The 26,756-nt window shown below is 57.7% G+C and carries 24 protein-coding genes and 1 pseudogene; 7 read left to right on the forward strand and 18 right to left on the reverse strand.

What is annotated here, in order from left to right:
- Positions 1-155: 155 nt before the first annotated feature.
- A complete protein-coding gene (gene tkt, locus QLG07_RS19830) occupies positions 156-2,147 on the reverse strand; it encodes a transketolase (protein ID WP_099753471.1) in 1,992 nt (663 codons plus the stop codon).
- 288 nt (positions 2,148-2,435) lie between these two features.
- On the opposite strand from tkt, the gene QLG07_RS19835 reads away from it, so the two are divergent.
- Complete coding sequence (locus QLG07_RS19835; RefSeq protein WP_048917237.1) at positions 2,436-3,188, forward strand: M48 family metallopeptidase; 753 nt, start codon at positions 2,436-2,438, stop codon at positions 3,186-3,188.
- A gap of 41 nt (positions 3,189-3,229) precedes the next feature.
- Here the strand turns inward: QLG07_RS19835 and QLG07_RS19840 are convergent, their stop codons facing one another.
- The 17 genes and pseudogenes from QLG07_RS19840 to speA form a co-directional block, all read right to left on the reverse strand.
- Positions 3,230-4,864 carry a thiamine pyrophosphate-binding protein gene (locus tag QLG07_RS19840; RefSeq protein WP_282470033.1) on the reverse strand — a complete coding sequence of 545 codons (1,635 nt, stop codon included), beginning with the start codon at positions 4,862-4,864 and terminating at the stop codon, positions 3,230-3,232.
- 20 nt (positions 4,865-4,884) lie between these two features.
- A complete protein-coding gene (locus QLG07_RS19845) occupies positions 4,885-6,354 on the reverse strand; it encodes an aldehyde dehydrogenase (RefSeq protein WP_282470010.1) in 1,470 nt (489 codons plus the stop codon).
- 9 nt (positions 6,355-6,363) lie between these two features.
- Positions 6,364-7,146 (reverse strand): aspartate dehydrogenase, encoded by a 783-nt coding sequence (locus tag QLG07_RS19850; protein WP_282470034.1) that lies wholly within the window; start codon positions 7,144-7,146, stop codon positions 6,364-6,366.
- A 9-nt stretch (positions 7,147-7,155) separates the two neighbouring features.
- Complete coding sequence (locus QLG07_RS19855; RefSeq protein ID WP_048918399.1) at positions 7,156-7,950, reverse strand: SDR family oxidoreductase; 795 nt, start codon at positions 7,948-7,950, stop codon at positions 7,156-7,158.
- Positions 7,934-8,713 carry an alpha/beta hydrolase gene (locus tag QLG07_RS19860; protein ID WP_282470011.1) on the reverse strand — a complete coding sequence of 260 codons (780 nt, stop codon included), beginning with the start codon at positions 8,711-8,713 and terminating at the stop codon, positions 7,934-7,936. Before QLG07_RS19860 ends, QLG07_RS19855 begins: the two co-directional genes overlap by 17 nt.
- Positions 8,710-9,234 (reverse strand): cupin domain-containing protein, encoded by a 525-nt coding sequence (locus tag QLG07_RS19865; RefSeq protein WP_048918401.1) that lies wholly within the window; start codon positions 9,232-9,234, stop codon positions 8,710-8,712. Before QLG07_RS19865 ends, QLG07_RS19860 begins: the two co-directional genes overlap by 4 nt.
- A 12-nt stretch (positions 9,235-9,246) precedes the next feature.
- A pseudogene (locus QLG07_RS19870) lies at positions 9,247-10,425 on the reverse strand (MFS transporter); the annotation flags it as partial.
- A 66-nt stretch (positions 10,426-10,491) separates the two neighbouring features.
- Positions 10,492-11,691: an FAD-dependent oxidoreductase gene (locus QLG07_RS19875; protein WP_282470013.1), complete on the reverse strand. Its 1,200-nt coding sequence runs from the start codon at positions 11,689-11,691 to the stop codon at positions 10,492-10,494.
- Positions 11,688-12,617, reverse strand: coding sequence for a VOC family protein (locus tag QLG07_RS19880; RefSeq protein ID WP_099753468.1), 930 nt, complete (start codon positions 12,615-12,617; stop codon positions 11,688-11,690). Before QLG07_RS19880 ends, QLG07_RS19875 begins: the two co-directional genes overlap by 4 nt.
- A gap of 92 nt (positions 12,618-12,709) precedes the next feature.
- Positions 12,710-13,498 (reverse strand): IclR family transcriptional regulator, encoded by a 789-nt coding sequence (locus QLG07_RS19885; protein WP_048918405.1) that lies wholly within the window; start codon positions 13,496-13,498, stop codon positions 12,710-12,712.
- A gap of 15 nt (positions 13,499-13,513) precedes the next feature.
- Positions 13,514-14,263 carry an SDR family oxidoreductase gene (locus QLG07_RS19890; protein WP_282470014.1) on the reverse strand — a complete coding sequence of 250 codons (750 nt, stop codon included), beginning with the start codon at positions 14,261-14,263 and terminating at the stop codon, positions 13,514-13,516.
- Positions 14,263-15,288, reverse strand: a complete 1,026-nt coding sequence (locus QLG07_RS19895) for an aromatic ring-hydroxylating dioxygenase subunit alpha (RefSeq protein ID WP_282470015.1) — start codon at positions 15,286-15,288, stop codon at positions 14,263-14,265. Before QLG07_RS19895 ends, QLG07_RS19890 begins: the two co-directional genes overlap by 1 nt.
- Positions 15,289-15,302: 14 nt before the next feature.
- The gene (locus QLG07_RS19900) at positions 15,303-15,611 is read right to left on the reverse strand and encodes a recombinase-like helix-turn-helix domain-containing protein (protein ID WP_282470016.1); all 309 of its coding nucleotides are present in this window, start codon (positions 15,609-15,611) and stop codon (positions 15,303-15,305) included.
- Positions 15,608-15,934 (reverse strand): non-heme iron oxygenase ferredoxin subunit, encoded by a 327-nt coding sequence (locus QLG07_RS19905; RefSeq protein WP_282470017.1) that lies wholly within the window; start codon positions 15,932-15,934, stop codon positions 15,608-15,610. Before QLG07_RS19905 ends, QLG07_RS19900 begins: the two co-directional genes overlap by 4 nt.
- 488 nt (positions 15,935-16,422) lie before the next feature.
- Positions 16,423-17,343, reverse strand: a complete 921-nt coding sequence (gene speB / locus QLG07_RS19910; protein ID WP_062818407.1) for an agmatinase — start codon at positions 17,341-17,343, stop codon at positions 16,423-16,425.
- Positions 17,344-17,446: 103 nt separating this feature from the next.
- Positions 17,447-17,866, reverse strand: a complete 420-nt coding sequence (locus tag QLG07_RS19915; protein WP_133622806.1) for a YidB family protein — start codon at positions 17,864-17,866, stop codon at positions 17,447-17,449.
- A gap of 87 nt (positions 17,867-17,953) precedes the next feature.
- Entirely contained in the window at positions 17,954-19,930 is a 1,977-nt protein-coding gene (gene speA, locus QLG07_RS19920) for a biosynthetic arginine decarboxylase (RefSeq protein WP_048917241.1), read from the reverse strand.
- Positions 19,931-20,570: 640 nt separating this feature from the next.
- Here speA and metK point away from each other — a divergent pair.
- From metK to gshB, 6 genes are all read left to right on the forward strand, one after another.
- The gene (gene metK, locus QLG07_RS19925; RefSeq protein WP_048917242.1) at positions 20,571-21,725 is read left to right on the forward strand and encodes a methionine adenosyltransferase; all 1,155 of its coding nucleotides are present in this window, start codon (positions 20,571-20,573) and stop codon (positions 21,723-21,725) included.
- A gap of 363 nt (positions 21,726-22,088) precedes the next feature.
- The gene (locus QLG07_RS19930) at positions 22,089-23,483 is read left to right on the forward strand and encodes a sugar porter family MFS transporter (protein ID WP_048917243.1); all 1,395 of its coding nucleotides are present in this window, start codon (positions 22,089-22,091) and stop codon (positions 23,481-23,483) included.
- 74 nt (positions 23,484-23,557) lie between these two features.
- A complete protein-coding gene (locus QLG07_RS19935; protein ID WP_133622802.1) occupies positions 23,558-24,070 on the forward strand; it encodes a SprT family zinc-dependent metalloprotease in 513 nt (170 codons plus the stop codon).
- A gap of 121 nt (positions 24,071-24,191) precedes the next feature.
- On the forward strand, positions 24,192-24,905 hold the full coding sequence (gene endA, locus QLG07_RS19940; RefSeq protein WP_282470018.1) for a deoxyribonuclease I: 714 nt from the start codon (positions 24,192-24,194) through the stop codon (positions 24,903-24,905).
- A gap of 60 nt (positions 24,906-24,965) precedes the next feature.
- On the forward strand, positions 24,966-25,697 hold the full coding sequence (gene rsmE, locus QLG07_RS19945) for a 16S rRNA (uracil(1498)-N(3))-methyltransferase (RefSeq protein ID WP_048917245.1): 732 nt from the start codon (positions 24,966-24,968) through the stop codon (positions 25,695-25,697).
- Between the two features lie 37 nt (positions 25,698-25,734).
- Positions 25,735-26,679, forward strand: coding sequence for a glutathione synthase (gene gshB, locus QLG07_RS19950; protein ID WP_282470019.1), 945 nt, complete (start codon positions 25,735-25,737; stop codon positions 26,677-26,679).
- The last annotated feature ends 77 nt before the right edge of the window (positions 26,680-26,756 follow it).

The following is a 26,756-nucleotide window of genomic DNA, read 5'->3' on the forward strand; positions in this document are numbered from 1 at the left end:
GGAATAATAGGAATGACTGGGATCAATTGTGGCGCGTAAGTTTGGATCTACGTCACAAATTTAGAATTTATCGGTGGGAACAAAAAAGGGGCGGGTATGCCCGCCCCCCTACGCTATAACATCCTGGGGCGAGGCATGCCTCGCCCGCTACGTGATTACAGCAGCGCTTTCGCTTTAGCGACCACGTTATCCACGGTGAAGCCAAACAGGTCGAACAGCTTCTCGGCCGGTGCAGACTCGCCGAAGCTGGTCATACCGACGATAGCACCGTTCAGGCCGGTGTATTTGAACCAGTAATCTGCGATACCGGCTTCAATCGCCACGCGCGCGCTGACAGCTTTCGGCAGCACCGATTCACGGTAAGCGGCATCCTGCTTGTCGAAGGCATCAGTAGACGGCATGGAAACCACGCGCGCCTTACGGCCTTCAGCAGTCAGCTGCTCATAAGCGCCCACCGCCAGCTCAACTTCTGAACCGGTAGCGATGAAGATGACCTCCGGCGTACCGTCGCAATCTTTCAGCACGTAAGCACCACGCGCAACGTTAGCCAGCTGCTCAGCGGTACGATCCTGCTGTGCCAGGTTCTGACGCGACAGGATCAGCGCAGTTGGGCCATCCTGACGTTCGATGCCATATTTCCACGCAATCGCCGACTCAACCTGGTCACACGGGCGCCAGGTGCTCATGTTCGGCGTCACGCGCAGGCTCGCCAGCTGCTCTACCGGCTGGTGAGTTGGGCCATCTTCGCCCAGACCGATAGAGTCGTGGGTATAGACCATCACCTGACGGATCTTCATCAGTGCAGCCATACGCACCGCATTACGGGCATATTCGACAAACATCAGGAAGGTCGCGGTGTACGGCAGGAAACCACCGTGCAGGGTGATACCGTTAGCGATAGCGGTCATACCGAATTCGCGCACGCCGTAATGGATGTAGTTACCCGCTGCATCTTCGTTGATTGGCTTAGAACCAGACCACATCGTCAGGTTGCTTGGCGCCAGGTCAGCGGAGCCGCCCAGATATTCCGGCAGCAGTTTGCCAAAGGCTTCGATGGCATTCTGTGACGCTTTACGGCTGGCGATTTTCGCCGGATTCGCCTGCAGCTGTTCAACAAACTTCTGCGACTCAGCAGCCCAGTTTGCCGGCAGCTCGTTGTTCATGCGGCGCTTAAACTCAGCGGCCAGCTCCGGGAAGGCTTTAGCGTAGGCAGCAAACTTCTCGTCCCATGCAGCTTCTTTCGCCTGGCCCGCTTCTTTCGCGTCCCACTGTGCATAGATGTCTGAAGGAATTTCAAACGGCGCGTGGTTCCAGCCCAGCTGCTTACGGGTCAGTGCAATCTCTTCATCACCCAGCGGTGCACCGTGGGAGTCGTGAGTACCGGCTTTGTTCGGCGAACCGAAGCCAATAACCGTTTTGCACATCAGCAGGGAAGGCTTATCGCTCACCGCTTTGGCTTCTTCCACCGCTTTCTTAATCGCGTCCGCATCATGACCGTCCACGCCGCGCACCACGTGCCAGCCGTAAGACTCGAAGCGCTGCGCGGTGTCATCGGTGAACCAGCCATCAATGTGGCCGTCGATGGAGATACCGTTGTCATCATAGAACGCGACCAGTTTACCCAGCTTCAGCGTACCCGCCAGCGAGCACACTTCGTGCGAGATGCCTTCCATCATGCAGCCGTCACCCATGAACACGTAGGTGTTATGGTCAACAATATCGTGGCCCGGACGGTTAAACTGCGCGGCCAGCGTGCGTTCTGCAATAGCAAAACCGACCGCGTTGGCGATACCCTGGCCCAGTGGACCGGTGGTGGTTTCCACGCCTACGGTGTAGCCGTATTCAGGGTGACCTGGGGTTTTGGAGTGCAGCTGACGGAAGTTAGCCAGTTCACTGATGGGCAGATCGTAACCGCTGAGGTGCAGCAGGCTATAGATCAGCATTGAGCCGTGGCCGTTTGACAGCACGAAGCGGTCGCGGTCTGCCCACAGCGGGTTAGTCGGGTTGTGATTCAGGAAGTCACGCCACAGAACTTCGGCGATATCGGCCATGCCCATTGGGGCGCCCGGGTGGCCGGATTTGGCTTTTTGCACCGCATCCATACTCAATGCGCGAATGGCGTTGGCAAGCTCTTTACGAGAAGACATTTTCTACTCCAGGTCGGATTTAACGCTTCGCCGTCCTTAACCTATTGTAATGAATGAGTTATCAGGCAAAGCCGAAGGAAAGTCGACAATCAATGTACATGAAACACGGGTAACATGTACATGGCGCAGGATGTAAAAAAAGTCACATTAGTGGCCCTTTCGGAGCAGTGGTGCTATGCATTTATACCAGCAAAGGCTATAACTCCGGTTTCGCTGGCAATAATTCGCCCAGCATAAATTGACAACTTTTTGATTTCTATACCTTGTTACCTAAATGGATGAACTGGAATGATGAAACGTATTTCTGTTAGCGCGATCGCACTCGCGACATTAGTTTCCGGCTGTCAGAATTTTGACAGCAATGCCCTGATGCAGTCAGGCGCGCAGGCTTACCAGGCTGCTACCCTGAGCGATGCGCAGGTTAAAGAGCTGAGCGAAAAATCCTGTCAGCAGATGGACAGCGAAGCGCAGATTGCTCCCGCCAGCAGCACCTATGCTCAACGCCTGAAGAAGATCTCCGCTGCGCTGGGCGACAATATCAACGGCACGCCGGCTAACTACAAAGTCTACGTCACCAAAGATGTCAACGCGTGGGCGATGGCAAACGGCTGCATCCGCGTTTACAGCGGCCTGATGGATATGATGACCGATAATGAAGTGGAAGGTGTGCTGGGCCACGAAATGGGCCACGTCGCGCTGGGCCACTCGCGCAAAGCGATGCAGCTGGCTTACTCCACCACCGCTATCCGCACCGCGGCCGCTTCTGCTGGCGGTATTGCCGCTTCGCTGTCTCAGTCGCAGCTGGGTGACCTGGGTGAAAAACTGGTGAACGCGCAGTTCTCCCAGAGCCAGGAATCACAGGCCGATGACTACTCGTTTGATCTGCTGAAAAAACGCAACATCAACCCGCAGGGTCTGGTGACCAGCTTCGAGAAGCTGGCCAAGCTGGAAGGCACGCACGAAAGCAGCATGTTTGACTCGCATCCGGCTTCTCAGGCGCGCGCCGACCATATCAAAGAGCGTATCGCGGCCGGTAAGTAATTCCGGGCGCGGCAGGGGGCGGGCATGCCCGCCCCGAATCATTAAAATAAGGTTTTCTGCGGCGGACCGGCAAAATGCAATGGTCCGATTTCGCTCATTTTAACCTCCACCAGCGTTGGCCCCGGCATCGCTATCGCTTCCGCCAGCACGCTGCTGAACATGGCGGCATCGCTGATGCTCCAGGCCTGCATCCCCATCGACTGCGCCAGCAGGGTATAATCCGGCGTGTGCAGTTCGTTGTAATACTGCCGCCCGCCAAAATACTTATCCTGAATGCCACGCATCACGCCGTAACCTCCGTCGTTCATCACCAGCAGCGTCACGTTAGCCCGCTCCTGTACCAGCGTCGCCAGCTCGCCGACGCCCAGTGCCAGCCCGCCGTCTCCGACCAGACCAACCACTTTACGCTGCGGATTGGCCAGCGCGCTGCCAATCGCCATCGCCAGCCCCATCCCGATTGCCCCCGCCAGCGAATGAATATTGGCTAAGGCACCGTTGGCACGCAGTAAACGGCTGCCCCAGACGCTGCCGGAAACGGTAATATCACGCACCAGAATCCCCTGCGCAGGCAGCGCGGCGGCAACGGCATCGTTCAGCCCGGCGTACACTCCGCACTGCGCGCGCAGTTCACGCTCCGCTTCTGCTACCGCCTGCGCAATCTGACGATCGCCCGCCACATCACTGACCGGTGACAGGCGCTGTGCCAGTGCATTCAGCAGCGCACGGCAGTCGTAGTTCAGCACCTCATCCGCCAGATAATTTCGGCTGGCCGCTGCCGGGTCGATATCAATCTGCACCCGCGGCTGTGGCAGCGTCAGGGTCCAGCTGCGCGTCTCATTACTGCGCAGGCGCGAACCGGCGATCAGCGTTAAGTCACATTCTGCCATCACGCTTTCCACCGCAGAAGAGTTGTGAAATGCGCGCAGGCTGCGCGGATGAGCATCCGGTAAAATACCGCGACCGTGCGCGCTGGAGATCACCCTAAACCCGGCATCGGCCAGTTTTCTTATGGCCTCACTACAGCCTGATGCTCCGCCGCCGACCCACAGCAGGGGGCGGCTGGCACGTTTAACCTTTTCCGCCAGTGCAGCAATCACGCTTTCCGGCGGCGCTGGCGGAGAAAGAGGAGCGACCGGCGTCGTCACCAGCGAGTCGGGTATCAGGCTGTTCTGGATATCTATCGGGATCTCAACCGAAACCGGACCGCACGGCGGCGTCTGAGCTATCTGAATTGCCCGGTGCAGCAGCGCCACCGCCTGCTGCGGCGAGTGCACGCGCAGCGCGGCTTTACCGCTGCTGCGCAGCAGCCCGAGCTGATCGCGGGCTTCGTGAATAAATCCGCTGTCGGCATCAAGATATGCCTTCTCAACCTGCCCCGTCAGATGCAGCAGAGGCGTACCGGCGTTCATCGCTTCGAGCAGCGACCCCACCGCATTGCCCGCTCCGGCACCGGTACTGGTTAACGCCACGCCCAACCCGCTGAACCTGCCGTGCGCATCAGCCATGGTCACCGCACCCGCCTCGCCGCGAGCGGGAACAAAGTGCAGCCTCCCGCGCTGGCCGATGGCATCGGCAATCGGTAAATTGTGAATAGAGATAATCCCATACAGCGTTTTAACCCCGTATAACTCAAGAGTCCGCGCCAGCGCTTCACCCACCGTTATCATTTCGCTCATCGCTACTTCCCGTTCCATAGTTAGTCACTCCAGGCGTTAATTGCCGGGGTCATCGCCAGATAGATGCTCTTCTGCTGCATCCAGGCCTTAATGCCCTGCAGCCCCTTTTCGCGCCCAAGCCCACTCTGCTTGAAACCGCCAAACGGCGTGGCTATCGAAAAGACTTTGTAGGTGTTGATCCACACCGTCCCGCACTCCAGCCGATCGGCAAGCTGCAAGGCATAAGGGATGTCGCGCGTCCAGATGCCGGCCGCCAGGCCATAGATCGAATCATTGGCCTGCGCTATCAGCTGCTGCTCATCATCGAACGGCATCACCACCAGCACCGGGCCGAAGATCTCCTCCTGGCACACTCTTGCCGCGTTATTCAGCCCGGCGATAATCGTCGGCTGGAACCAGTTACCTTTCGCCAGCGCCGGATCGGCAGGGATCTCTCCCCCGCACAAAATCTCGCCACCCTCTTCCCGCGCCAGCGCCACATAGTCCATCACCGACTGGCGATGCTCGGGGCCGATCAGCGGGCCAATATGGGTGCCGGGACGCAATGGGTCGCCAAGACGCAGGCCATCCGTTAACTGCAGCAGTCTGTCGATCAGTCGTGGGTAGAGCGCGCGATGAATAAACAGCCGCGATCCGGCAATGCACGCCTGCCCGCCAGAGCTGAAAATACCGTAGCAAATGCCGCGTGCGGCCTGCTCAATATCGGCGTCGGCCAGCACAATGGTCGGGGATTTCCCTCCCAGCTCCAGCGAAGTGCCGATCAGTTTGTCCGCCGCGATATGCGCCAACCGCTGCCCGGTGCGGGTTCCACCGGTAAAGGAGATCTTCTTCACCAGTGAATGACGCGCCAGCGCTTCCCCGACTATTGAGCCTTTGCCCGGCAGTACGCTCAGTAGCCCCGGCGGCAGCCCGGCCTGCTCAAACAGCGCGGCCAGCTCCAGCGCCATCAGCGGCGTGGCTTCCGCCGGTTTCAGCACCACGGCATTGCCTGCCGCCAGCGCCGGGGCAATTTTTTGCATCTCACTGGCAATCGGTGAGTTCCACGGCGTGATTGCCGCCACCACGCCGATCGGCTCATAGCGACTGAGAGTAATAAAGTCGTTGCTGCGCGGCGGCGGGAGCTCCCCCTCCATCACTTCACAGACGGCCGCAAAATAGTGGGCGGTTGCGGCAGCGCTGGCGACCAGCCCGCGCGTCTCCGCCAGCGGTTTGCCGTTGTCGCGCGTCTGCAGCTGCGCCAGCGCCTCCAGCCGTTGCGTAATCAGGTCACCCACACGATGCAGGATCGCGGCACGCTGGTGTGGCAGCCTCTGCCGCCACTGCGGCGCCCGCCAGGCGCGCTCGGCCGCGTTAACGGCCAGCTCAACATCGTCCAGGCTGGCGGCATGCAGCCAGGCATTAACCGATCCATCGGCCGGGTTAGTGCTGCAAAAACGCTCACCGCGCCCTTCGCGCCACTCGCCGGCCAGGTACAGCTTTAACGTTTCCATCAGGATTCCTTAGAGATAGAGCAGCTGACGGCAGGCCTGTACGGCACTGAGTGCTGCCAGCATGGAGGTTTTCGCATTGCTGCTTAGCGGGTAACCACGAAGTTCCAGGTACAGATCGCCGAACTTTCCCGCCGCCTGTAGCGTATGGGTATTGCGCTGCGTTGTCGGGTCAACCATCAGCTCAACCTGCGTCTGGTCCATCCCAATCCCAGCCAGAGCAATGGTTGCCGCCACATTGGCGTTAGCCGGGAACAGTCGTGCAGCTTCACGCGCGCTGCCGCGCCAGAACACCTGACGTTCGCTGACCGCCAACAGGTCTATCTGCGTTTCTGCATGGCTACCCCGCCAGCTGGCCGGGCTTTTACACGACTGATAGATCACATGGTCCAATCCGCCCTCGCGCGCGGCAGCCAGCCCGTCCAGCCCGGCGACGGCACCAGAAAGCGGGATCAACCGCCCCTCCCCGCTATGACAGGCCGCCAGCAGGCGCTGATGCAGTAACTCATCCGCCAGCGCGCCGGTAGAAATCACCGCCAGCCGCCAGCCGCGCAGCAGAACATATTGAGCATATTCGACGACTGCCTGCTGGCTGGCGCACTCCAACACCAGCTGCGGCTGACCGTCACAGGCTGCGGGAGAAGTCAGTGCGGCAACCCGTGCGCCAAAGCGATCGCGGATCGCCGCATGATGGCTTTCCCGCGCCACTATCCAGCCAGGCTCAACGCCCTGCGGCAGCCGCGCCAGGACTTCCTGGGCCATGGCACCAAAGCCGATTAGCATGATCTTTTTCATCATTTACCCTCATAGCTGGCGGGAAAAGCCGCCTGAGACATCCAGCGCCGCCCCGGTAGTGAAAGAAGCCAGCGGCGAGGCGAGAAACAGCAGCGCGCGGGCCGCCTCTTCCGGCTTGCCAAGCCTGCCGAGCGGGATCCCGCGCCGCCGGGCCAGCGCAGTCGTCCACTGCTCCCAGTTGAGATCGCGATCTTCCCGCTGCTCAAAGCGCCGCCGCCACTGGCCGGACTCCACCATGCCGAGCAGGATCGAATTCACCCGAACACCTTTAGCGATCAGATCTTTCGACAGCGTTAGCGTCATGTTCAATAGCGCAGCCCGCGCCGCAGAGGTGGCAATCATGTGCTCCTCCGGCTGGCGTGCCAGCAGCGAATTGACGCAGGTCACCGAAGCCATATCCGACTGTTCCAGCCACGGCAAAAATGCCTGCAGCGGGTTGAGCACGCCAAACAGTTTCAGCCCGGCTTCCTGCAGCCAGGCATCGCGCGGCGTGTCTGCGTAGTTCGCCACATAGCCCTGCCCGGCGTTGTTAATCAGCATATCCACCGCGCCAAAACGTTTGCTGACCGCCAGCGCAAAGCGCTCAACCTGCTCCTGCACCAGCACATCACAGTGGTGCGCCAGCATATCGGCATCGGGGAACTGCTCCCGCAGCGCAGCCTGCGCACTGGCCAGTCGCGCCGTATCGCGCCCGCAGAAGGCCACTCTGGCGCCGGCTTCCAGTAACAGCTGTAACGTGGCAAAGCCGATGCCGGAGGACCCCCCGGTAACCACCGCCACGCGCCCGTTAATTTGCAGGTTCATTTTCGGCCTCCGTAATACGCTGCAGCTGGCGATTAAAAAAAGCCGCATTATCGAGATAGCAGGCATGCCCGGCAGTCGGGATCGTCAGGTAAGGCAGACTCCAGCGGCGCGCAAGCTCACGCACCCGTGCTGGCGGCGTAATCTCATCCAGCTCACCGCACCATACCTCTGTCGGGCAGTGAATATCCGCCAGCCAGCGATGGATATCCTCCGTGGCCAGCATGGATGCCGCCTGGAGATATGCCGCCCGATTTAGCCGCCGCATTCCCGCCGCCACCGTGGCAATATCGCGCTCGTCAGCCCGCGGGCGCAGCAGATGCGCAGCACGGTCGTCGGCCAGCGTCTTCAGCCCGCCAGCCAGCTGCTGTTCCCGCTGTTCCAGCACCTGCCGTTGCTGCTCCGGCGCGGCGCTGCCATAGCCCTGCGCCGGATCGGCCAGCACCAGACGCGTAACGCGCTGTGGATAGCGCGCGGCGAACGCACTGCCGATCAGCGCCCCCAGCGAGTGTCCGACCACCACCGCCCGTGAGATATGGGCATCATCCAGCATCTGCGCCAGCATATCGGCATACAGCGCCGCGGTGGGATGGGGGTGAGTGAGCGGCTGGCTCTGCCCGTAACCCGGCGCATCCCACGCCAGCATGTGGCAACACTGCTGCAGGCCGCTGTTATTCAGCTGCTTATGCCAGTTGCCGCTGCCGGAGCTGATGCCGTGCAGCAGCACCAGCGCCGGTCCATTTCCGGTCTCCCACCATTGGATCATTGACGTTTCACCTTAGCCAGCGGGTGATCGTGCGGATAGGTCGGGATATGCGGTTTCGCGGTGCCCAGCATCACACACATCAACGCTTCTTCCTCGCCGTGGTTAAACAGGCCGCGGTAAATGCCGGCAGGAACCGAGATCAGGTCACGTTCGTTGAGCACCGTTTCGCAGTAGCTGTCGCCCTCTTTGATCATCAGCGTGATGCAGCCTTTCAACATGAAAAATACCTCTTCCACATCGTCATGCAGATGCAGCGGTCCTTCACTTTTCGCCGGCAGCACCATGGTTGAAAAGGTGAAATGCTCAGCTGGAACGGTGTTGCTGTCGCTGGACACGCCCGTCGCTCCGGTGCCGATATAGCGCATTTGAGCGCGGCGATATTTCGGGTCGAAGTCGGCCTGAAATTTCAGCGCGCTCCAGTCATATTTACGCCCGGAAAAACGTGCAATGCGCGACTCCACCCACTCATCCATTGACAGGTTGGCAGGTTTAACGGCAGCTTTAGTGATGCTTTCTGACATGGTTGATACTCCTCAGTAACGTTTCAGGATTGGCAGTAACAGCACGCAGCCCGCTGCGGCCACCACCACCAGAAACAGCAGGCCGCTGTCCATGCTGTGAGATTCGGCGATTATTGCCCCCATCAGTAGCGGTGCCAGCGCGCCGGCAAAATTCCCCAGCCCGTTAAACACACCGCCGGCGGCCGCGCTGACGTTGGGTGGCGTGGCTTTTGCCAGCAGGGCAAAGATATTCGGCGCCCCCGCGCCCCACATAAATGTGCTGAAGCTCATGGCAGCAATCACCCCCCCCTGCTGCTGGAGATGCAGCACTGCCAGCAGGCCGATTGCCGCGCCCCCCAGAGAGATAAAGCAGGCCAGCGCACGGCGATCGGCACGGTCAGAGATCCAGGACCCCAGCCCTTCGCCTGCCAGCATGGCGATAAACGGCAGCGAAGAGAGCCAGCCCACATCCCGCAGATGAATGCCGCGCCCCTCCACCAGATAACTGGGCAGCCAGCCGTTAATGCCCCACAAATAGGTGAGATAGGTGATGTTGAACAGGCAGATAAGCCAGAAGTGGCCGTTTCGATAGAGCACCGCACGTGCCGCTTTGCGCGGCTGAGCGTTGCTGCGCGTCGCCGTCATTCCGCGGCGGATATTGCGTAGCGCGAGACAAATCCAGCCCACCACAGGCAGCGTCAGCAGTGCCATAAACCAGAAGGTGCTCTGCCAGCCAAAGTGCCCGAGAATAAACAGCGAAAGCGGAAAACCGATGGCGGCACCGATAGGCGTTCCCAGCAGCCACAGCATGGTGGCGCGCGCCTGCAGGTGCTGCGGGAAGTTATTGCGCACCACGGCAAATGCCAGCGGGAACAGCGGCCCTTCCGCCACGCCCAGTGCGATGCGCAATCCCAGCATGGTCCGATAGGAGTGACAGAAGCCCATCGCCACCATCAGCAGGCACCAGAGCAGCATCATGCCCACCAGTAAACGCTGCGGGTTGATGCGGTCGCCCAGCCCGCTGAGCAGCATCGAGGAGAAGCCATAGCTGAGCAGAAAGGCACTCATTAATAGCCCCAGGCGGGTGGTGTCAAAACTCAGCCCCATCGCCTGCTGAAATTGCACGTCAGAAAACAGGGCGGCAATACTCACCTTGTCAAAAAAGGCCAGCAGCACGCAGGCAAACAGTGCCAGCGGGATCGACCAGCGAACCGTTTCAGCCTGCTGAGCGACCGTAAGCGGTGGGTGTTCAAGAGTACTCATCTGCCCGATCTCCGCTTACCGTAACGACATCAGTGAAAAGTCGGGGTCAGCCAGCTGCGCCGCATCCAGCTGGCGCTGAGCCAGCATCCAGCGCTTCGCCAGCTTAATGCTGCGCGCATCGTTAAACGCCACCAGCTGCTGCAGACGGCTGTCCGCTCCCAGACGGAACCACAGCCCACCTCCGGGCTGCGGCCGGACAATCGTCCTTCCCGCGTCACCGGGCAGGCCGAGGATCTGAATATTGACGTCGTATTGATCCGACCATAGCCAGGGGATCTCGCCATATCCTGCCGCCTGCGGATCGAGCATGGCCTGCGCGGTAGCAATGGCCTGATTTTGGGCAAAGGCCCAGGACTGCAACGAGATACCGTATTGCGGATGGCGCGCCACATCGCCGATGGCAAAAATTGCCGGGTCGCTGGTCTGCCCGCGGGCATCCACTACGATGCCATTCGCCACCTCAAGCCCGGCCTGCTGCGCCAGTTCAAGATTTAGCTCAATCCCAATCCCCACCACCACGCGGTCAAAGGTTTCGGCTTCGCTGCACGCGCAGCTCAGCTGTGGCCGATCGTGCTGTTGATGAAGTACGATTTCACCGCAGTCGAGATGCAGCCGCACCCCGTGCCGCTGATGTAGCGCCAGCAGCGCCGCCGACACCGCCGGGTCAATACTGCGTTGGCACAGCGCGGGCTGCCGTTCAAACAGCGTGACGGCAATACCTTTGCTGCGGGCAGAAGCGGCAATTTCTAATCCAATCCAGCCGCCGCCAACCACCGCCAGGTGCTGACAGTCGTTGAGCCCGGCTTTCAGCGAGATGGCGTCCTGCCAGCTGCGTAAGCTGTGAATACGGGGATGGTTCTGCCACTCGCGCCCCGGCAGGCGAGGACGGCTGCCGGTAGCAATCAGCAGCCGATCGTAGGCCAGCTGCTGACCATCGCTGAGCAGCACGCGCTTTTGCCCGCGCAGGATCTGTTCGGCGCGCAGCGGGCGATACCAGCTGAGATCGAGTGCTGCCTGCACGGGCTCGCTAAACAGGCGAGTCAGGGCGACCTCATCCTGCAACAGCACACTTTTCGACAGCGGCGGTCGCTCATAAAAGTCCCACGGCTCGTCGGCCACCACGCTGATACGCTGGTCGTAGCCACCATCGCGCAGGGTTTTTGCCGCCCAGCCCGCCGCCTGCCCACCGCCGATAATGACGATCCCGGCGCTCATAGCGCTTCCTCACGCTTCAGCTGGCGGCGGGTGGTGTAGTCGATACCTCCTTCTACCGCCCATTCAGTAAAGGAGACCAGCGAGTGCTCCAGCTCACGCGGCTGCCAGTTTTCCGTCAGCCAGTCATCGTTGGTGTAATACTCGAACGCACCACCAGCCGGGCTGTTGACGTACCAGAAATAGGCGGAAGAGACCGGATGCCGGCCGGGGCCAATAAAGGTGCTCCACTGCTGTTTGTTCATCGCCAACCCACCGCCGACCACTTCATGGATATCGCGCACGGTGAACGCCACGTGGTTCAAACCGCGTTTACCATTCGGCAGCTGCAGTAAAAACAGGGTGTGATGGCCACCGCGCTGCTGAGCCCGCAGGAAGACCGCGCGATCGATATAGCGGTCAGAAACCTCGAAGCCGAGCACTTCGCGATAAAACTTCTCCGTCTGCGCCAGGTCGCTGACAAAAAACACCACGTGACCAATATTGATTGGCGTAGCCTGGGAATAGACCGGACTGGGCTGGTCGATACGGCGAATATCGTCCCACTGGTTGATGCCCGGAACATCGAGCTCAACCTTTCGCTGCTGGCGGACAACAATACGCAGCGCCATACCATTAGGATCGGTGCAGTACAGCGCCCCGCCGCGCTCCTGGTAACTGGGCTGGTCACGCATTTTCTGCGCAATGGCGGCCAGTGCCGCTGCGTCTCGCACGCCCCAGGTGACGCGCCGCAGGGTGGAGCCTGCTTCGAAGGGCACTGGCAGGTCAGGATTGTCCAGCGGGCTGAATTCAACCTGTGCGCCGCTCAGCGTTTGAAACAGACGATCGCTGCCGTTCACCGGCGACAGGCCAAAATCACGGATGAACTTGCTGCACAGTGGCGGGTCTTCAACGCCAAATTCCAGCTTTTCAATTCCAGTTACGCGCATGCTCTCTGCCTCTTTTTTGTTCAAAATGACGAATCTGGACGTAGAGATCCCCGACGCGGTTAAGCGCCTGAAAAATTTACGCAGTTATTGGGTTAGCCAGCCTGGGCGTGATGCCCTAACAAGCCGGAGATTTTCATCGCGGCATCGGCCACCAGCTGCTGCAAATGCCTGCGGTCAGCGGCCGGAATTTCATGCATTGGCACCATGATGCTGACCACTGCCGCCACCCGACTTCTGGGCCCAAAGATCGGGTAAACAATCGACGAAATTCCCGGACGAAAGAAGGATTCACCAATCACATAACCGCGCTGGTTATCCTGCTGTACCATCTCCCACAGCGTTTCACGATCCTGGGATGGCACCTGGGCTGCGCCTTCAATCAGCGGCTCCGGATAGAGCTGTTCAAAATCGCTGCGGCTCAGATCGGTTAGCAGCACCCTGCCGAGGGAAGTGCAGTGAACCGGCAGCCGTGAACCGACGCTAACCTGATTAATCCGCGCACCTGCGGCGCTGACGCGGGCGATATAAATCAGATCGCGCCCATCGCGAATCGCCAGATGGCTGTTGCACAGGCTGCGATCGCGCAGCTGCTCAATCACCGGCTGCCCCGCCTGCGCTACGTCCAGCGAGGCGATATATTCAAACCCCAGTCGCAGCACCATCATGCCAAGAGTAAAGGTGTTGTTACGCGGGTTACGCTGTAAAAAACCAAGGTGCTCCAGAGTCTGCACCACGCGGTAAGCGCTGGCTTTAGGCATGTCGACCAGCCGGTGTAGCTCGGCGAAAGTCATTTCGCGCTGCTGCGCGCCGAAGGCGAGTAGCAACTGCAACCCGCGATCTAATCCCGGGATCAGGTAGCGGCAGCTTGATGCTTCAGACATAACGACTCCTGCACCTCAGTTAAAAACAAATCCACCGTTGACCGGCAGCAGCTGCCCGGTAACGAAATCAGACAGCGATGACAACAGCCAAATCACGCTACCGCTGACGTCCTGCGGATGCTGCGCTCCGGCGAGCGAGCGCCCCTGCTCATACAGCTGATGCCGCGCCGCCGGCACGTACTCTGTGGCGGCGACGCGCGTCAGCCCTGGGGCAATGGCGTTGACGCACAGCCCGCGCTCTCCCAGTTCCCGCGCCATGGAACGCGTCATCGCAATAATCGCGCCCTTACTGGCAACATATGCCAGCAGGTTCGGCGCGCCCCATAGGGCGGTATCCGACGCGACGTTAACGATTTTTCCACCGCGTTTCATCAGCGGCACCGCCGCTTTCGAAACCAGCCAGCTGCCACGCACATTGACCTGCATCACCCGGTCCCACAGCTCAATGTCGTACTCCAGCATGTTTTTGCCACCAACGCCGGTCGCCAGCGCGGCGTTATTGACCAGCCCATCAATGCCGCCCTCGCGGGCGACAAGCTGCATGACGTCGTTAATCGCCTGCGGGTCGGCAATATCCAGCGGCAGCGCTTCAACTCGCGCGCCCTGCTTACGCAGCTGCTCAGCACTGGCTTCCAGCTCGGCTGCAAGAATATCGAGCATCACTACGCGTGCCCCCTGGCCTGCAATATCCTGAGCAAACTGCCAGCCCAGGCCACGCGCCGCACCGGTGATGACGATGCGTTTTCCTGCCAGCAGCCCACCCATTACGAGGTCTCCTGGGCTGCTAACTCTGCCAGTCTTGCCAGCTGCTGCTTCGCCGCTTTCTGCATGTTGCGGCGCAGGCGTGACAGCCCGACATCATGCTGATAGAGATATTCATGGTTACGCGCAGCCGGGGCCATTGACTCAAGGATAATCCGGTCCTGTTCCAGCACGTCCCAGTGCAGCTTCTCCAGCCGGTTGCGGTAGAAGAAGCGCCACATATCACGCTGCCAGCCCTCAACCTGGCGAATGCGCCAGAAGAACACGCGGCAGCTCTCCTGGCTTTCCGGCACCGCCATGCCGATGATCCAGAACGGGCCGCCCGGTCCAAAACGTTTCTGATAGGGGATAGAGAGCCGCATCCACTGCACACCACTTTCGCCAAACTCCACCCAGTCAAAATTCACCCCTCTCTGCCCATCCTTCTGGAACAGGAACCCGGTTTCAGTGGGTTGCAGTGACATATCCGCCTTACGGTCACCGTCCGCCATCGAGTGCGAAGACGAGTGGAGGTAGGTGCCGTGCATCGGATCCATCACGTTTTCCAGCGCGTACTGATAATTGCAGTTCCATGCAGCGGTGCAGAGGAAATTGCTGTAAGACTTGCTGTCGGCCAGCTCCTGCGGGAACACCAGCTCCGTGGGTGGATCCTCTGCGGTCACGCCAAACCAGATAAAGATTGCGCCATGCGCTTCCTGCACCGGATAGGCGCGCACGCACGTCTGGCCAACCAGCGGGCAGCGGTCAACAGCCGGTACATCTTTCACCGTACCGCTGCCCGCCACTTCCACGCCGTGATACCAGCAGGCAATACGGTCGCCGAGGTTCCAGCCCATCGACAGACGCGCACCGCGGTGCGGACAGCGATCTTCCAGCGCCTGCAGTTTGCCTTCGGCATCGCGCCATACCACCAGCTGCTGCCCCAGTCGTGTTATCCCCAGCGGCGCCGAGTGTACTTCCCAGCTCGCCAGCACCGGATACCAGAGACCGCGTAATCCTTGATCGAGATATTTCTGTACGTCGCTCATCTTCGCCTCCCGGTTCAGTAACCGTTAACCTGTAAAAACTCGCGGAAGCTGGCATCGCTCCACGGCTTACCGCCGCGGTCGAAGATCCGCTGCTGATTGAGCGCCTCCACCAGCTGTTCCAGTGTGTTTTTATCCTGTGAAAACAGCGTTTCCAGGGCGCTAATCAGGGCGATTTCAAAGGCATCAGGTTCACGACGACGCGTCTGCCAGATAATATTTTGATATTCGCCCGGCCGATGGATGGCACCATTGCCCCCCTCTTTAGGGGGAGTGAATTGCCAGCTCTGCGGCAAGTGTGGATTAAATTCCGCTTGATGACTCATAGTTGCTCATCCTCCGCAACGACAGTGATTTGAATCTGGTTATCGACTATCCGTAATGGATAGCGTTTCAGGTCGCGTTCCCCCGGTTCACGCAGGCAGCGTCCCGTTCTGATATCAAAAACAGCCTCATGTAGCGGGCACTCCACTTTGCCATCCTCTACAAACCCCTGGCTCAGCAGGGCATATGCATGCGGGCAGATATCCTCCAGCGCGTAATATTCACCCTCGACCAGATAAATCCCGATCTCCCGGCCATCAATATTGCCGGCGAAGGGAAAATCGGCCTGCACCTGCGAAATATGACAAATAGGGCTCCAGCTCATTATTTAACTCCAGCATCAGTTTCATATATAAAACTTTGTTTCCTATCTAATACGGTCAATATAGAAGCGGAGGGTTAAGCGTCAATAGGCGATATTTGCTAAAAATTAAGCAAGAAGATTTTTATTTAAAGTAAACGTGCAAGAGATCACGAAATAAAATAAATTCACCGCATTGAATCATATCTGTAGCAAAAATCAGATCCAGACAACAGCAGCGAAAGATATTCTTTTAAAACAGCAGCAAAGCGACCTTCAGCGGTATAGCCAGTGCAAAAAATATTTTCCCTGGCTAATTATCACCGTTGAATAAGAATAATTGAAAGTTTCATCAGTAAAACAATTATGGCAACTTCCGGGAGGATTTTAAAAAACACTACTAACGGCAGGGTCACGCTCTCTTCGGGGTAAATTAAGAGCAGGGTTAATTTGGGGGGCAGAGAGAGGGAGTATTTACCCCGCAGCGCATTTACCGCCGCGGGGCAGAATGATTAACCTTTGTTGGAAGCCTGCACGTGCAGCATATCCAGCGCCAGGCTGGCCGCCGCCAGCGCGGTAATATCAGACTGGTCGTAGCCCGGTGCGACTTCAACCAGATCCATCCCCACGATATTCATACCCTGCAAACCGCGGATCAGCTTGCTGGCCTTGTCACTGGTCAGGCCGCCGATCACCGGAGTACCGGTGCCCGGTGCATGTGCCGGGTCGAGGCAGTCGATATCAAACGTCAGGTAGATTGGCAGGTCGCCCACAATCTGCTTCACCTGCGCCAGGATATCGTCGACGCTGCGATCGTTGATCTGCGCGGCATCCAGTACGTTAAAGCCCAGTGACTTATCAAACTCGGTACGAATACCGATCTGCACGGAATGCTCCGGTGAGATCAGCCCTTCTTTCGGTGCCGTATAGAACATGGTGCCGTGGTCAAAGGTCGGGCCGTTAGAGTAGGTATCGGTGTGCGCATCAAAGTGCACCAGCGCCATCTTACCGAAAGTTTTGGCATGGGCGCGCAGCAGCGGCAGCGAGATGTAATGGTCGCCGCCAAAGGTCAGCATACGCTTGCCGTTCGCCAGCAGCTTCTCAGCGTGCGCCTGCAGCTTGTCGCTCAGATCCTGTGAATCACCGAAGGCATACACCAGATCGCCGCAGTCAATCACGTTCAGGCGCTGACGCAGGTCAAACTCCCACGGCCAGCGGCAGCCTTCCCAGGCGAGGTTGGTCGAAATCTGGCGGATAGCGCCGGGGCCGAGGCGGCTGCCCGGGCGGCCGGAGGTTGCGGCATCAAACGGTACGCCGGTAATCACCCACTCGGCATCGCTGTCGTAGGGCTGGAAGTTAACCGGGAAACGCATAAAACCAAAGGCGTTAGACACCAGCGAGTTATCGTACTGATTACCCAGGGTGTTATACATAGCTGTTCCTCTCTGACTGACCAAAAAAAAGATGAAAAAAAATCCCCACCGCGTCGTTAAGCCCGACGAGGAAGGGATTGATTAAGCACTATTTTAACCTGGTTTAACGTTTAAAAATATCGTTAACAAAGTTACCTAAATCGGCAGAACCGGACTTCACTTCCGGCTTCACTTCGCCACCCGGCGAAATACCGTCGACAAAGTTCGGCAGGAACTGGCTGAGCAGATCGGTGGCCCCCTGTCGATCGGTGCCCAGCTTATCCGCCAGCGACTGGATCTCGCCACCGCCAAACGCCGACTGAATTTCACCGCTGCCAATCGCTGCATTCTGGCCGTTGCCAATCCAGGAGTTCAGAATGGCACCAAGACCGCCCTGCTGAAACTTATTAAACAGCACTTCAATGCCGCCCTGCTCCTGAATCCATTCCCAGATGGCCTGAAACTGTCCCGCGTTAAGCCCACCGGCCGCGTTACCGCCGCCGCCGCCCAAAGCACTTTTTAGTAAACCGTCAAGCAAACCCATATTCGACTCCTTCACTCTCGGCACTGAGTGCCTGGCTGGAGGCTTCTTATTTGCTGCGCGCCTGTAATAGCGCGCAGCGCCGGAAGATTATTCGTCTTCCAGATAAGTGTAGCCGTATAAACCGGCTTCGAACTCTTCCAGGAACTGCGCACGCAGCTCCTCATCCAGATCGCTCTGTTTGATCTGATTACGGAAGTGGGTCAGCAGCTCGGCCGGGTTCAGCTGCACATACTCCAGCATGTCCGCCACGGTATCCCCTTCATCGGACAGCTGAACTTCCACGCTGCCGTCAGGGAAGGCAAACACGTCGACCGCTTCGGTGTCGCCGAACAGGTTGTGCATGTTGCCGAGGATCTCCTGATAAGCACCGACCATAAAGAAGCCCAGCATCGGCGGGTTATCAATATCGTACTGCGGCATCGGCATGGTGGTGGCAATACCGTCGCCGTCAACATAGTGGTCGATGGTGCCGTCCGAGTCACAGGTGATGTCCAGCAGCACCGCACGGCGCTCCGGCACCTGATTCAGCCCTTCCAGCGGCATCACCGGGAACAGCTGGTCAATACCCCATGCATCCGGCATCGACTGGAACAGTGAGAAGTTGACGTAAATCTTATCCGCCATGCGCTCCTGCAGTTCGTCAATAATCGGACGGTGCGCGCGGTTGCTCGGGTCAAGATGCTGCTGAATATAGTGGCAAATGCTGAGATAGAGCTGCTCCGCCCAGGCGCGCTGGGTCAGATCGTAAGTCCCCTGCGAATAACCGGTATGGATGTCAAACAGGTCCATCTGGCTGTCGTGCAGCCATTCGCGCAGCGAACGGCGGTTATTCGGCTCGTGCATCTCCTGCCAGGTATCCCACATGCTGACAATCGGGCGCGGGGAATCTGCCTGCGGCGGCTGCGGCTCGCTGAACTCGTTGCGTTCCACACCAATGATGTTGGAAACCAGTACGGTGTGGTGCGCTGTCACGGCGCGGCCCGATTCAGTAATCACCGTTGGATGCGGCAGGCCGTGCTCTTCACAGGCATCGCCAATCGCCCAGATAACATTGTTGGCATATTCGTTCAGGCCGTAGTTGACCGAGCAGTCGCTCTGCGAGCGGGTACCTTCATAGTCAACGCCCAGACCGCCGCCCACGTCGAAGCACTGGATATTGACGCCGAGCTTCGCCAGCTCAACGTAGAAACGCGCCGACTCGCGCACGCCGGTGGCGATATCGCGGATGTTGGCCATCTGCGAACCGAGGTGGAAGTGCAGCAGCTGCAGGCTCTCCATACGGCCCGCTTCGCGCATGATCTCTACCAGCTTCAGTACCTGAGTGGCAGAGAGGCCAAACTTGGATTTCTCCCCGCCGCTCGACTGCCATTTACCGGAACCCTGCGATGCCAGGCGCGCGCGGATACCAAGGCGCGGCACCACATTCAGGCGCTCCGCCTCTTCGAGGACCAGTTTCACCTCGGTCATTTTTTCCAGCACCAGATAGACCTTGTGGCCCATCTTTTCGCCGATCAGCGCGAGGCGGATATATTCACGGTCTTTATAGCCGTTACAGACGATCACCGAACGCGTCATGCCCGCATGGGCCAGCACGGCCATTAGCTCAGCTTTGGAACCGGCTTCCAGGCCCAGCGGCTCGCCGGAGTTGATAAGCGACTCGATAACGCGCTTATGCTGGTTAACCTTAATCGGGTAAACCAGGAAGTAGTCACCGCGATAGCCGTAAGACTCGCGCGCGCGTTTAAACGCGGCGTTAATCGAACGCAGGCGGTGCTGCAGAATTTGGGGGAAGCAGAACAGGGCGGGCAAACGCTGGCCTTCGGCTTCGCGCTCTTTCACCAGCTTCGCGAGATCGACGCGCGCTTCCGGCACATCCGGATCCGGGCAGACGCTGATATGGCCCAGCTCGTTGACGTCGTAGTAGTTATTGCCCCACCAGGCAATATTGTAAGTGCGCAGCATGCGGCTGGCATCTTGATCGCTCATTGCTACCTCCTGCATCGAGCGGAGTACACCCTGTTCGCCAGCTGACGAACCCTTAATATTCTTCATGTCGTCAGACATCGCGAACCTCAAGTTGTAATGAAGCAAAACAGCCAGCAGCTACAGGAGCATCCTGTAGCAAGAAATCATCGACCGTCGCCCGGTTCAGCCCGACAGGCTGAGAGCGAAGAGTCGGCTTATGCAGTATAACATTGTAAAACAAGTCGCGGACTCCGTATCACCAGCCAGAGAGCCAACAGGGACAATACTCAGGATAATCCGAGAATATCGTGGTGTTGTGACAGTTTAACCCGTATGTGGAAAAGCAAGAACTGAGGCTGAAAGTCAGTAAAAACACGGTGACTGACAGTCTGGTGCGGCGCAAGTCAAAACCGCAACGGCAGGCGCGGCGTTTTATACAGCTAACCCTGTGAAATTGCAAAATCTTACTGTGCTAAATGCGACCCCTGTCAGGATTAATTGCCACTCTTTACGCTAACTGAAAAATCCTTTAAGCAAAAAAAACTGGCAATCCGCTTAGCGTGTAACCTAAAATAGCCGTCCAGATGTTAATCCGTCTATACTGGTTAACTTCTAAGCGTCTTGTATTACTGCTCATGGCTTTGCCTGTGGGGGCGCTAATTCTGAGTGACCGGCTGGTTTCCAGTCTTTGCGCTATGCAGTCGATCTTCCACCCGTTCAAGTCAAGGTAAAGAATAAAATGGCTAAACACCTTTTTACATCCGAGTCCGTATCAGAAGGACATCCTGATAAAATCGCCGACCAGATTTCTGATGCCGTGCTCGATGCCATCCTCGAGCAGGATCCGAAAGCCCGCGTTGCGTGCGAGACCTATGTGAAAACCGGCATGGTGCTGGTCGGCGGTGAAATCACCACCAGCGCATGGGTTGATATCGAAGAGATCACGCGTCAGACCGTGCGTGATATTGGCTATGTTCATTCTGATATGGGCTTTGATGCCAACTCCTGCGCCGTACTGAGCGCCATTGGCAAGCAGTCACCTGATATTAACCAGGGCGTTGACCGTACCGATCCGCTGGAACAGGGTGCAGGCGACCAGGGCCTGATGTTTGGCTATGCCACCAACGAAACCGACGTGCTGATGCCAGCTCCCGTGACCTACGCTCACCGTCTGGTGCAGCGCCAGGCAGAAGTGCGTAAAAGCGGCACGCTGCCGTGGCTGCGCCCGGATGCAAAAAGCCAGATCACCTTCCAGTACGATGACGGCAAGATCGTGGGCATTGACGCGGTAGTGCTGTCGACTCAGCACGCGGAAGATATCTCGCAGAAAGATCTGCAGGAAGCGGTGATGGAAGAGATCATCAAGCCGGTTCTGCCTGCTGAGTGGGTCAACGCCAGCACCAAATATCATATCAACCCGACTGGCCGTTTCGTTATCGGTGGCCCAATGGGTGACTGCGGTCTGACCGGACGTAAGATTATCGTTGATACCTACGGCGGCATGGCTCGTCACGGCGGCGGTGCATTCTCCGGTAAGGATCCGTCAAAAGTGGACCGTTCGGCGGCCTATGCTGCGCGCTACGTGGCGAAAAACATCGTTGCTGCCGGTCTGGCCGATCGCTGTGAAATTCAGGTTTCCTACGCTATCGGCGTGGCAGAACCCACCTCAATCATGGTGGAAACCTTCGGCACCGAGAAAATCTCCACCGAAACCCTGACCCTGCTGGTGCGCGAGTTCTTCGACCTGCGCCCTTACGGTCTGATCCAGATGCTGGACCTGCTGCATCCGATCTATCGCGAAACTGCCGCTTACGGTCACTTTGGTCGCGAACATTTCCCTTGGGAAAAAACCGACAAAGCAGCCCAGCTGCGTGAAGCTGCCGGCCTGAAATAACCTTTTCGGCTAACAGTTTCAAAGGGGTACCTTCGGGTGCCCCTTTTTTTATTGGCGAGATGATAACGGTTACATTTATAAATATCTTACTTTTCTGATAATTAAGATTTTCCTCTCTTAACATTTCGACATAAAATGCGCTATTTTCAGCACTGTCTGATGTTGATTGGGCTGCGAAATAATACACACTATAAATTGCTATGACTTACAGGTTACAAAGCGCAGCGGCAGGGAAAAAAGGCATTTTCAGATACTTCTGGTGTGTAAGCGATTACACCAATGTGATCTGAAGCACAGTCTGATGCGCCTGGGTTTTCTAACATCTATAACAACAACAAGCGGTACTACCTAAACGGAGGCGTTATGCCTGATAATAAAAAACGCAGCAGAACATCGAACAAGGCCATGACCCTGTTCGTCTGTTTTCTTGCAGCCCTGGCCGGTCTGCTGTTCGGCCTGGATATTGGCGTTATCGCCGGTGCATTACCTTTCATCGCGAAAGACTTCAACGTCACTGCGCATCAGCAGGAGTGGATCGTCAGCTCAATGATGTTTGGTGCCGCCATCGGTGCCGTCGGCAGCGGCTGGATGTCTTCCTATCTTGGTCGTAAAAAGAGCCTGATGATCGGCGCGGTGCTGTTCGTTATCGGCTCCCTGTGGTCCGCATTTTCGCCAAACCCGGAAATGCTGATTGTTGCCCGCGTCCTGCTGGGCCTGGCAGTCGGTGTCGCTTCCTATACCGCCCCGCTGTACCTGTCTGAAATCGCCCCGGAGAAAATTCGCGGCAGTATGATTTCGCTGTACCAGCTGATGATCACCATCGGTATTCTCGGTGCGTATCTTTCCGATACCGCCTTTAGCTTCACCGGCGAATGGCGCTGGATGCTGGGCGTGATTACCATCCCTGCCCTGCTGCTGCTGGTTGGCGTCTTCTTCCTGCCTAACAGCCCACGCTGGCTGGCGGCGAAAGGTGACTTCCGTAGCGCCCAGCGCGTGCTGGACCGCCTGCGTGATACCAGCGAGCAGGCCAAACGTGAGCTGGATGAGATCCGTGAAAGCCTGAAGATCAAGCAGTCCGGCTGGTCGCTGTTCAAAGACAACAGTAACTTCCGCCGTGCGGTTTATCTGGGCGTGCTGCTGCAGGTGATGCAGCAGTTCACCGGGATGAACGTTATCATGTACTACGCACCGAAAATCTTTGAGATTGCCGGTTTCACCAATACCACGCAGCAGATGTGGGGTACGGTGATTGTCGGTCTGGTGAACGTGCTGGCCACCTTTATTGCTATCGGCCTGGTTGACCGCTGGGGCCGTAAGCCGACGCTGATCCTCGGCTTTATGGTGATGGCGCTGGGGATGGGTATTCTGGGTACCATGCTGCATGTGGGTATTCACTCCGACACCGCACAGTACTTCGCAATCGCCATGCTGCTGATGTTTATCGTTGGCTTCGCCATGAGTGCCGGTCCGCTGATCTGGGTACTCTGTTCTGAAATCCAGCCGCTGAAAGGGCGCGATTTCGGTATCACCGTTTCCACCGCCACTAACTGGATTGCTAACATGATCGTTGGCGCCACCTTCCTGACCATGCTGAACAACCTCGGCAACGCCAACACCTTCTGGGTCTACGCGGCGCTGAACCTGTTCTTCATCGTGCTGACGATTGCCCTGATCCCGGAAACGAAAAACGTTTCGCTGGAGCACATCGAACGCAATCTGTTAGGCGGTAAAAAACTGCGTGATATCGGTCAGCGATAACTGACCTAAACTCTGGCCGGGGCAACCCGGCCAGCTTATTGCTTATCCCCTCGTCCCACCGTATCCTTGCCCTGATGAAACCTCAGAGACTCCCCATCGCCCTGCAACAGGCGGTTATGCGCCAGCTGCGTGAAAAATTGCAGCAGGCTAACCTGCGCCTGGAGCGTAGCTACCCGGAACCGGCGCTGGTCTATCAGCAGCGCGGCACCGCGGCGGGCACAGCATGGCTGCAAAGCTGGGAAATCCGCCTCAACCCGGTACTGCTGCTGGAGAATCAGCAGGCGTTTATCGATGAGGTGGTGCCGCACGAGCTGGCACACCTGCTGGTATGGAAGCACTTTGGTCGCGTCGCCCCGCACGGCAAAGAGTGGAAGTGGATGATGGAGAGCGTGCTCGGCGTCCCCGCACGCCGCACCCATCAGTTTGAAATCAGCTCGGTGCGCAGCCGTGCTTACCCCTATCGCTGCCGCTGTCAGCAGCACCAGCTCACCGTACGCCGTCATAACCGGGTGATGCGTGGCGAGAGCGAATATCGCTGCCTGAAGTGCGGAGATATTTTAACAGCGGGTGATTTCCAGGATTCTTAAAAAACCTCATTTCGTTTAATAATCAGTCGATATCGGGCTGATATCTCAGCCAATTATTCGTAATTACGGGTACTTCTGTTACTCTCCACGCCTCTTTCATGGATTACAGATTTACTGGAATATGTCTCGCAAAATTTGGGCCGTTTTGGCTGTTACCCTGCTGCTTCCCTCCTTCTTTACCCAGGCACTCAGCCTGGATAACTATCACCAGAATAGCTTCAGCCAGGCTAAAGCCTATGCGGCGCAGATCAATGCCGCCGCCCCTGGTAGCTTTTACTGCGGCTGTAAAATTACCTGGCACGGAAAAAAAGGCGTGCCGGACCTCGCGTCCTGCGGTTACCAGGTACGTAAAGACGCTAATCGCGCTGGGCGCATCGAGTGGGAGCACGTGGTTCCGGCCTGGAGCTTTGGCCATCAGCGCCAGTGCTGGCAGAACGGCGGGCGTAAAAACTGTGCCAAAGACAGCGGTTATCGCCGTATCGAAACTGACCTGCACAACCTGCAACCGTCGATTGGTGAGGTGAACGGCGACCGCGGCAACTTTATGTACGGCCGGTGGAACGGTGGAGAGCAGCAGTACGGTCAGTGCGCGATGAAGGTCGACTTCAAAAATAAGCTCGCCGAGCCACCCGCCAGGGCGCGCGGCGCCATTGCCCGCACCTGGTTTTACATGCGCGATCGCTACCAGCTGAGTATGTCGAAGCAGCAAACGCAGCTGATGACCGCCTGGAATAAACTCTATCCGGTCAGCCAGTGGGAGTGTGAGCGCGATGAGCGTATTGCCAGCGTACAGGGCAACCACAATCCGTATGTACAGCGAGCTTGCCAGCGGTAAAATCACTGACCTACACTAAGCCGCAATCACAGCGATTTGATAACTTTCAACAGGATTTCCATGCGTATACCCCGCATTTATCACCCCGAAGCTTTAGACGTGGGCAGTGAATTCGCCCTGAATGACGATGCGGCAAACCATATCGGGCGCGTACTGCGCATGGCGCCGGGCCAGCACCTGGAATTGTTCGATGGCACAAATCTGACTTTTTCCGCCGAGATTATTCAGGCCGATAAAAAAAATGTGCGCGTCAAAATCACCGCAAGCCGCGCCGACAGCCGCGAGTCACCGCTGCACCTGCACCTGGGGCAGGTCATGTCACGCGGTGAAAAGATGGAGTTCACCATCCAGAAAGCGGTAGAACTCGGAGTAAATGTCATTACCCCCTTGTTTTCTGAACGCTGTGGCGTAAAGCTGGATGCCGATCGACTGGCGAAAAAAATCCAGCAGTGGCAGAAAATCGCCATTGCCGCGTGCGAACAGTGCGGACGCAACAGCGTGCCGGAGGTTCGACCCGCGATGGCACTTGACGCCTGGTGTGCCGAGCAGGATAGCGGGTTAAAATTAAATCTTCATCCGCGGGCAGAACACAGTATTAATACCTTACCGCTGCCGGTTGAGCGTGTTCGCCTGTTGATTGGCCCGGAAGGCGGGCTGTCAGCGGATGAAATCAACATGACAGCGCAGCACGGCTTTACCGATATCCTGCTCGGGCCGCGCGTATTGCGTACCGAAACCACCGCCCTGACGGCCATTACCGCCCTGCAGGTGCGCTTTGGTGATTTGGGTTAAACACAGCTAACTAATTTAGAGCGTAGTGGAGAAAAGAATGATCAAGCTTGGCATCGTGATGGACCCGATTACTTCCATCAACATAAAAAAAGACACCAGCTTCGCCATGCTGCTTGAAGCTCAGCGCCGTGGTTATGAAATTCACTACATGGAGATGAACGATCTCTATCTGCGTGGCGGTGAAGGCCGTGCGCGTACCCGTCTGCTGAGCGTTGAGCAGAACGTTGATAAGTGGTTTGAATTTGGCAGCGAACAGGACATCCCCCTGTCCGATCTCAATGTGGTGCTGATGCGTAAGGATCCGCCGTTTGATACCGAATTCATCTATGCCACCTACATCCTTGAGCGTGCAGAAGAGAAAGGCACGCTGATCGTCAATAAGCCGCAGAGCCTGCGCGACTGTAACGAGAAGCTGTTCACCGCATGGTTTGCCGAGCTGACGCCGGATACGCTGGTGACCCGCAACGCCAGCCAGATCCGTGAATTCTGGCATCAGCACGGCGACATCATCCTGAAGCCGCTGGACGGCATGGGTGGGGCCTCCATTTTCCGCGTGAAGAAAGAAGATCCTAACCTGTCGGTGATTATCGAAACGCTGACCCAACACGGCAGCTTCTACTGCATGGCGCAGAACTTCATTCCCGGCATCAAAGACGGTGACAAGCGCGTGCTGGTCGTGGATGGTGAACCGGTGCCTTACTGCCTGGCGCGAATTCCAAAATCGGGCGAAACCCGTGGCAACCTGGCGGCAGGTGGTCGTGGCGAAGCGCGTCCGCTGACCGAAAGCGACTGGGAGATTGCCCGCCGTGTTGGTCCAACCCTGAAAGCAAAAGGACTGATCTTTGTCGGTCTGGATATTATTGGCGACAAGCTGACGGAAATTAATGTGACCAGTCCAACCTGCGTTCGCGAGATCGAAGCCGCATTCCCGATTTCTATCACGGGTATGCTGATGGATGCGATCGAAAAACGCCTGGCCTGATTGTTGCGGCGGGGCCGGATTGCCCCGCTGCTCACCCTTAACGCCCGGGCTTTCGAGCCCGGGCGTTAACCAGATTA

It is taken from the genome of Erwinia sp. V90_4, from assembly GCF_029967685.1.
Classification (GTDB): Bacteria; Pseudomonadota; Gammaproteobacteria; order Enterobacterales; family Enterobacteriaceae; genus Erwinia; species Erwinia aphidicola.

Bases quoted from the DNA above. Each gene is read 5' to 3' on its own strand.
- tkt (WP_099753471.1), bottom strand. From the start codon at position 2,147: ATGTCTTCTCGTAAAGAGCTTGCCAACGCCATTCGCGCATTGAGTATG.
- QLG07_RS19835 (WP_048917237.1), top strand. From the start codon at position 2,436: ATGATGAAACGTATTTCTGTTAGCGCGATCGCACTCGCGACATTAGTT.
- QLG07_RS19840 (WP_282470033.1), bottom strand. From the start codon at position 4,864: ATGAGCGAAATGATAACGGTGGGTGAAGCGCTGGCGCGGACTCTTGAG.
- QLG07_RS19845 (WP_282470010.1), bottom strand. From the start codon at position 6,354: ATGGAAACGTTAAAGCTGTACCTGGCCGGCGAGTGGCGCGAAGGGCGC.
- QLG07_RS19850 (WP_282470034.1), bottom strand. From the start codon at position 7,146: ATGAAAAAGATCATGCTAATCGGCTTTGGTGCCATGGCCCAGGAAGTC.
- QLG07_RS19855 (WP_048918399.1), bottom strand. From the start codon at position 7,950: ATGAACCTGCAAATTAACGGGCGCGTGGCGGTGGTTACCGGGGGGTCC.
- QLG07_RS19860 (WP_282470011.1), bottom strand. From the start codon at position 8,713: ATGATCCAATGGTGGGAGACCGGAAATGGACCGGCGCTGGTGCTGCTG.
- QLG07_RS19865 (WP_048918401.1), bottom strand. From the start codon at position 9,234: ATGTCAGAAAGCATCACTAAAGCTGCCGTTAAACCTGCCAACCTGTCA.
- QLG07_RS19875 (WP_282470013.1), bottom strand. From the start codon at position 11,691: ATGAGCGCCGGGATCGTCATTATCGGCGGTGGGCAGGCGGCGGGCTGG.
- QLG07_RS19880 (WP_099753468.1), bottom strand. From the start codon at position 12,617: ATGCGCGTAACTGGAATTGAAAAGCTGGAATTTGGCGTTGAAGACCCG.
- QLG07_RS19885 (WP_048918405.1), bottom strand. From the start codon at position 13,498: ATGTCTGAAGCATCAAGCTGCCGCTACCTGATCCCGGGATTAGATCGC.
- QLG07_RS19890 (WP_282470014.1), bottom strand. From the start codon at position 14,263: ATGGGTGGGCTGCTGGCAGGAAAACGCATCGTCATCACCGGTGCGGCG.
- QLG07_RS19895 (WP_282470015.1), bottom strand. From the start codon at position 15,288: ATGAGCGACGTACAGAAATATCTCGATCAAGGATTACGCGGTCTCTGG.
- QLG07_RS19900 (WP_282470016.1), bottom strand. From the start codon at position 15,611: ATGAGTCATCAAGCGGAATTTAATCCACACTTGCCGCAGAGCTGGCAA.
- QLG07_RS19905 (WP_282470017.1), bottom strand. From the start codon at position 15,934: ATGAGCTGGAGCCCTATTTGTCATATTTCGCAGGTGCAGGCCGATTTT.
- speB (WP_062818407.1), bottom strand. From the start codon at position 17,343: ATGTATAACACCCTGGGTAATCAGTACGATAACTCGCTGGTGTCTAAC.
- QLG07_RS19915 (WP_133622806.1), bottom strand. From the start codon at position 17,866: ATGGGTTTGCTTGACGGTTTACTAAAAAGTGCTTTGGGCGGCGGCGGC.
- speA (WP_048917241.1), bottom strand. From the start codon at position 19,930: ATGTCTGACGACATGAAGAATATTAAGGGTTCGTCAGCTGGCGAACAG.
- metK (WP_048917242.1), top strand. From the start codon at position 20,571: ATGGCTAAACACCTTTTTACATCCGAGTCCGTATCAGAAGGACATCCT.
- QLG07_RS19930 (WP_048917243.1), top strand. From the start codon at position 22,089: ATGCCTGATAATAAAAAACGCAGCAGAACATCGAACAAGGCCATGACC.
- QLG07_RS19935 (WP_133622802.1), top strand. From the start codon at position 23,558: ATGAAACCTCAGAGACTCCCCATCGCCCTGCAACAGGCGGTTATGCGC.
- endA (WP_282470018.1), top strand. From the start codon at position 24,192: ATGTCTCGCAAAATTTGGGCCGTTTTGGCTGTTACCCTGCTGCTTCCC.
- rsmE (WP_048917245.1), top strand. From the start codon at position 24,966: ATGCGTATACCCCGCATTTATCACCCCGAAGCTTTAGACGTGGGCAGT.
- gshB (WP_282470019.1), top strand. From the start codon at position 25,735: ATGATCAAGCTTGGCATCGTGATGGACCCGATTACTTCCATCAACATA.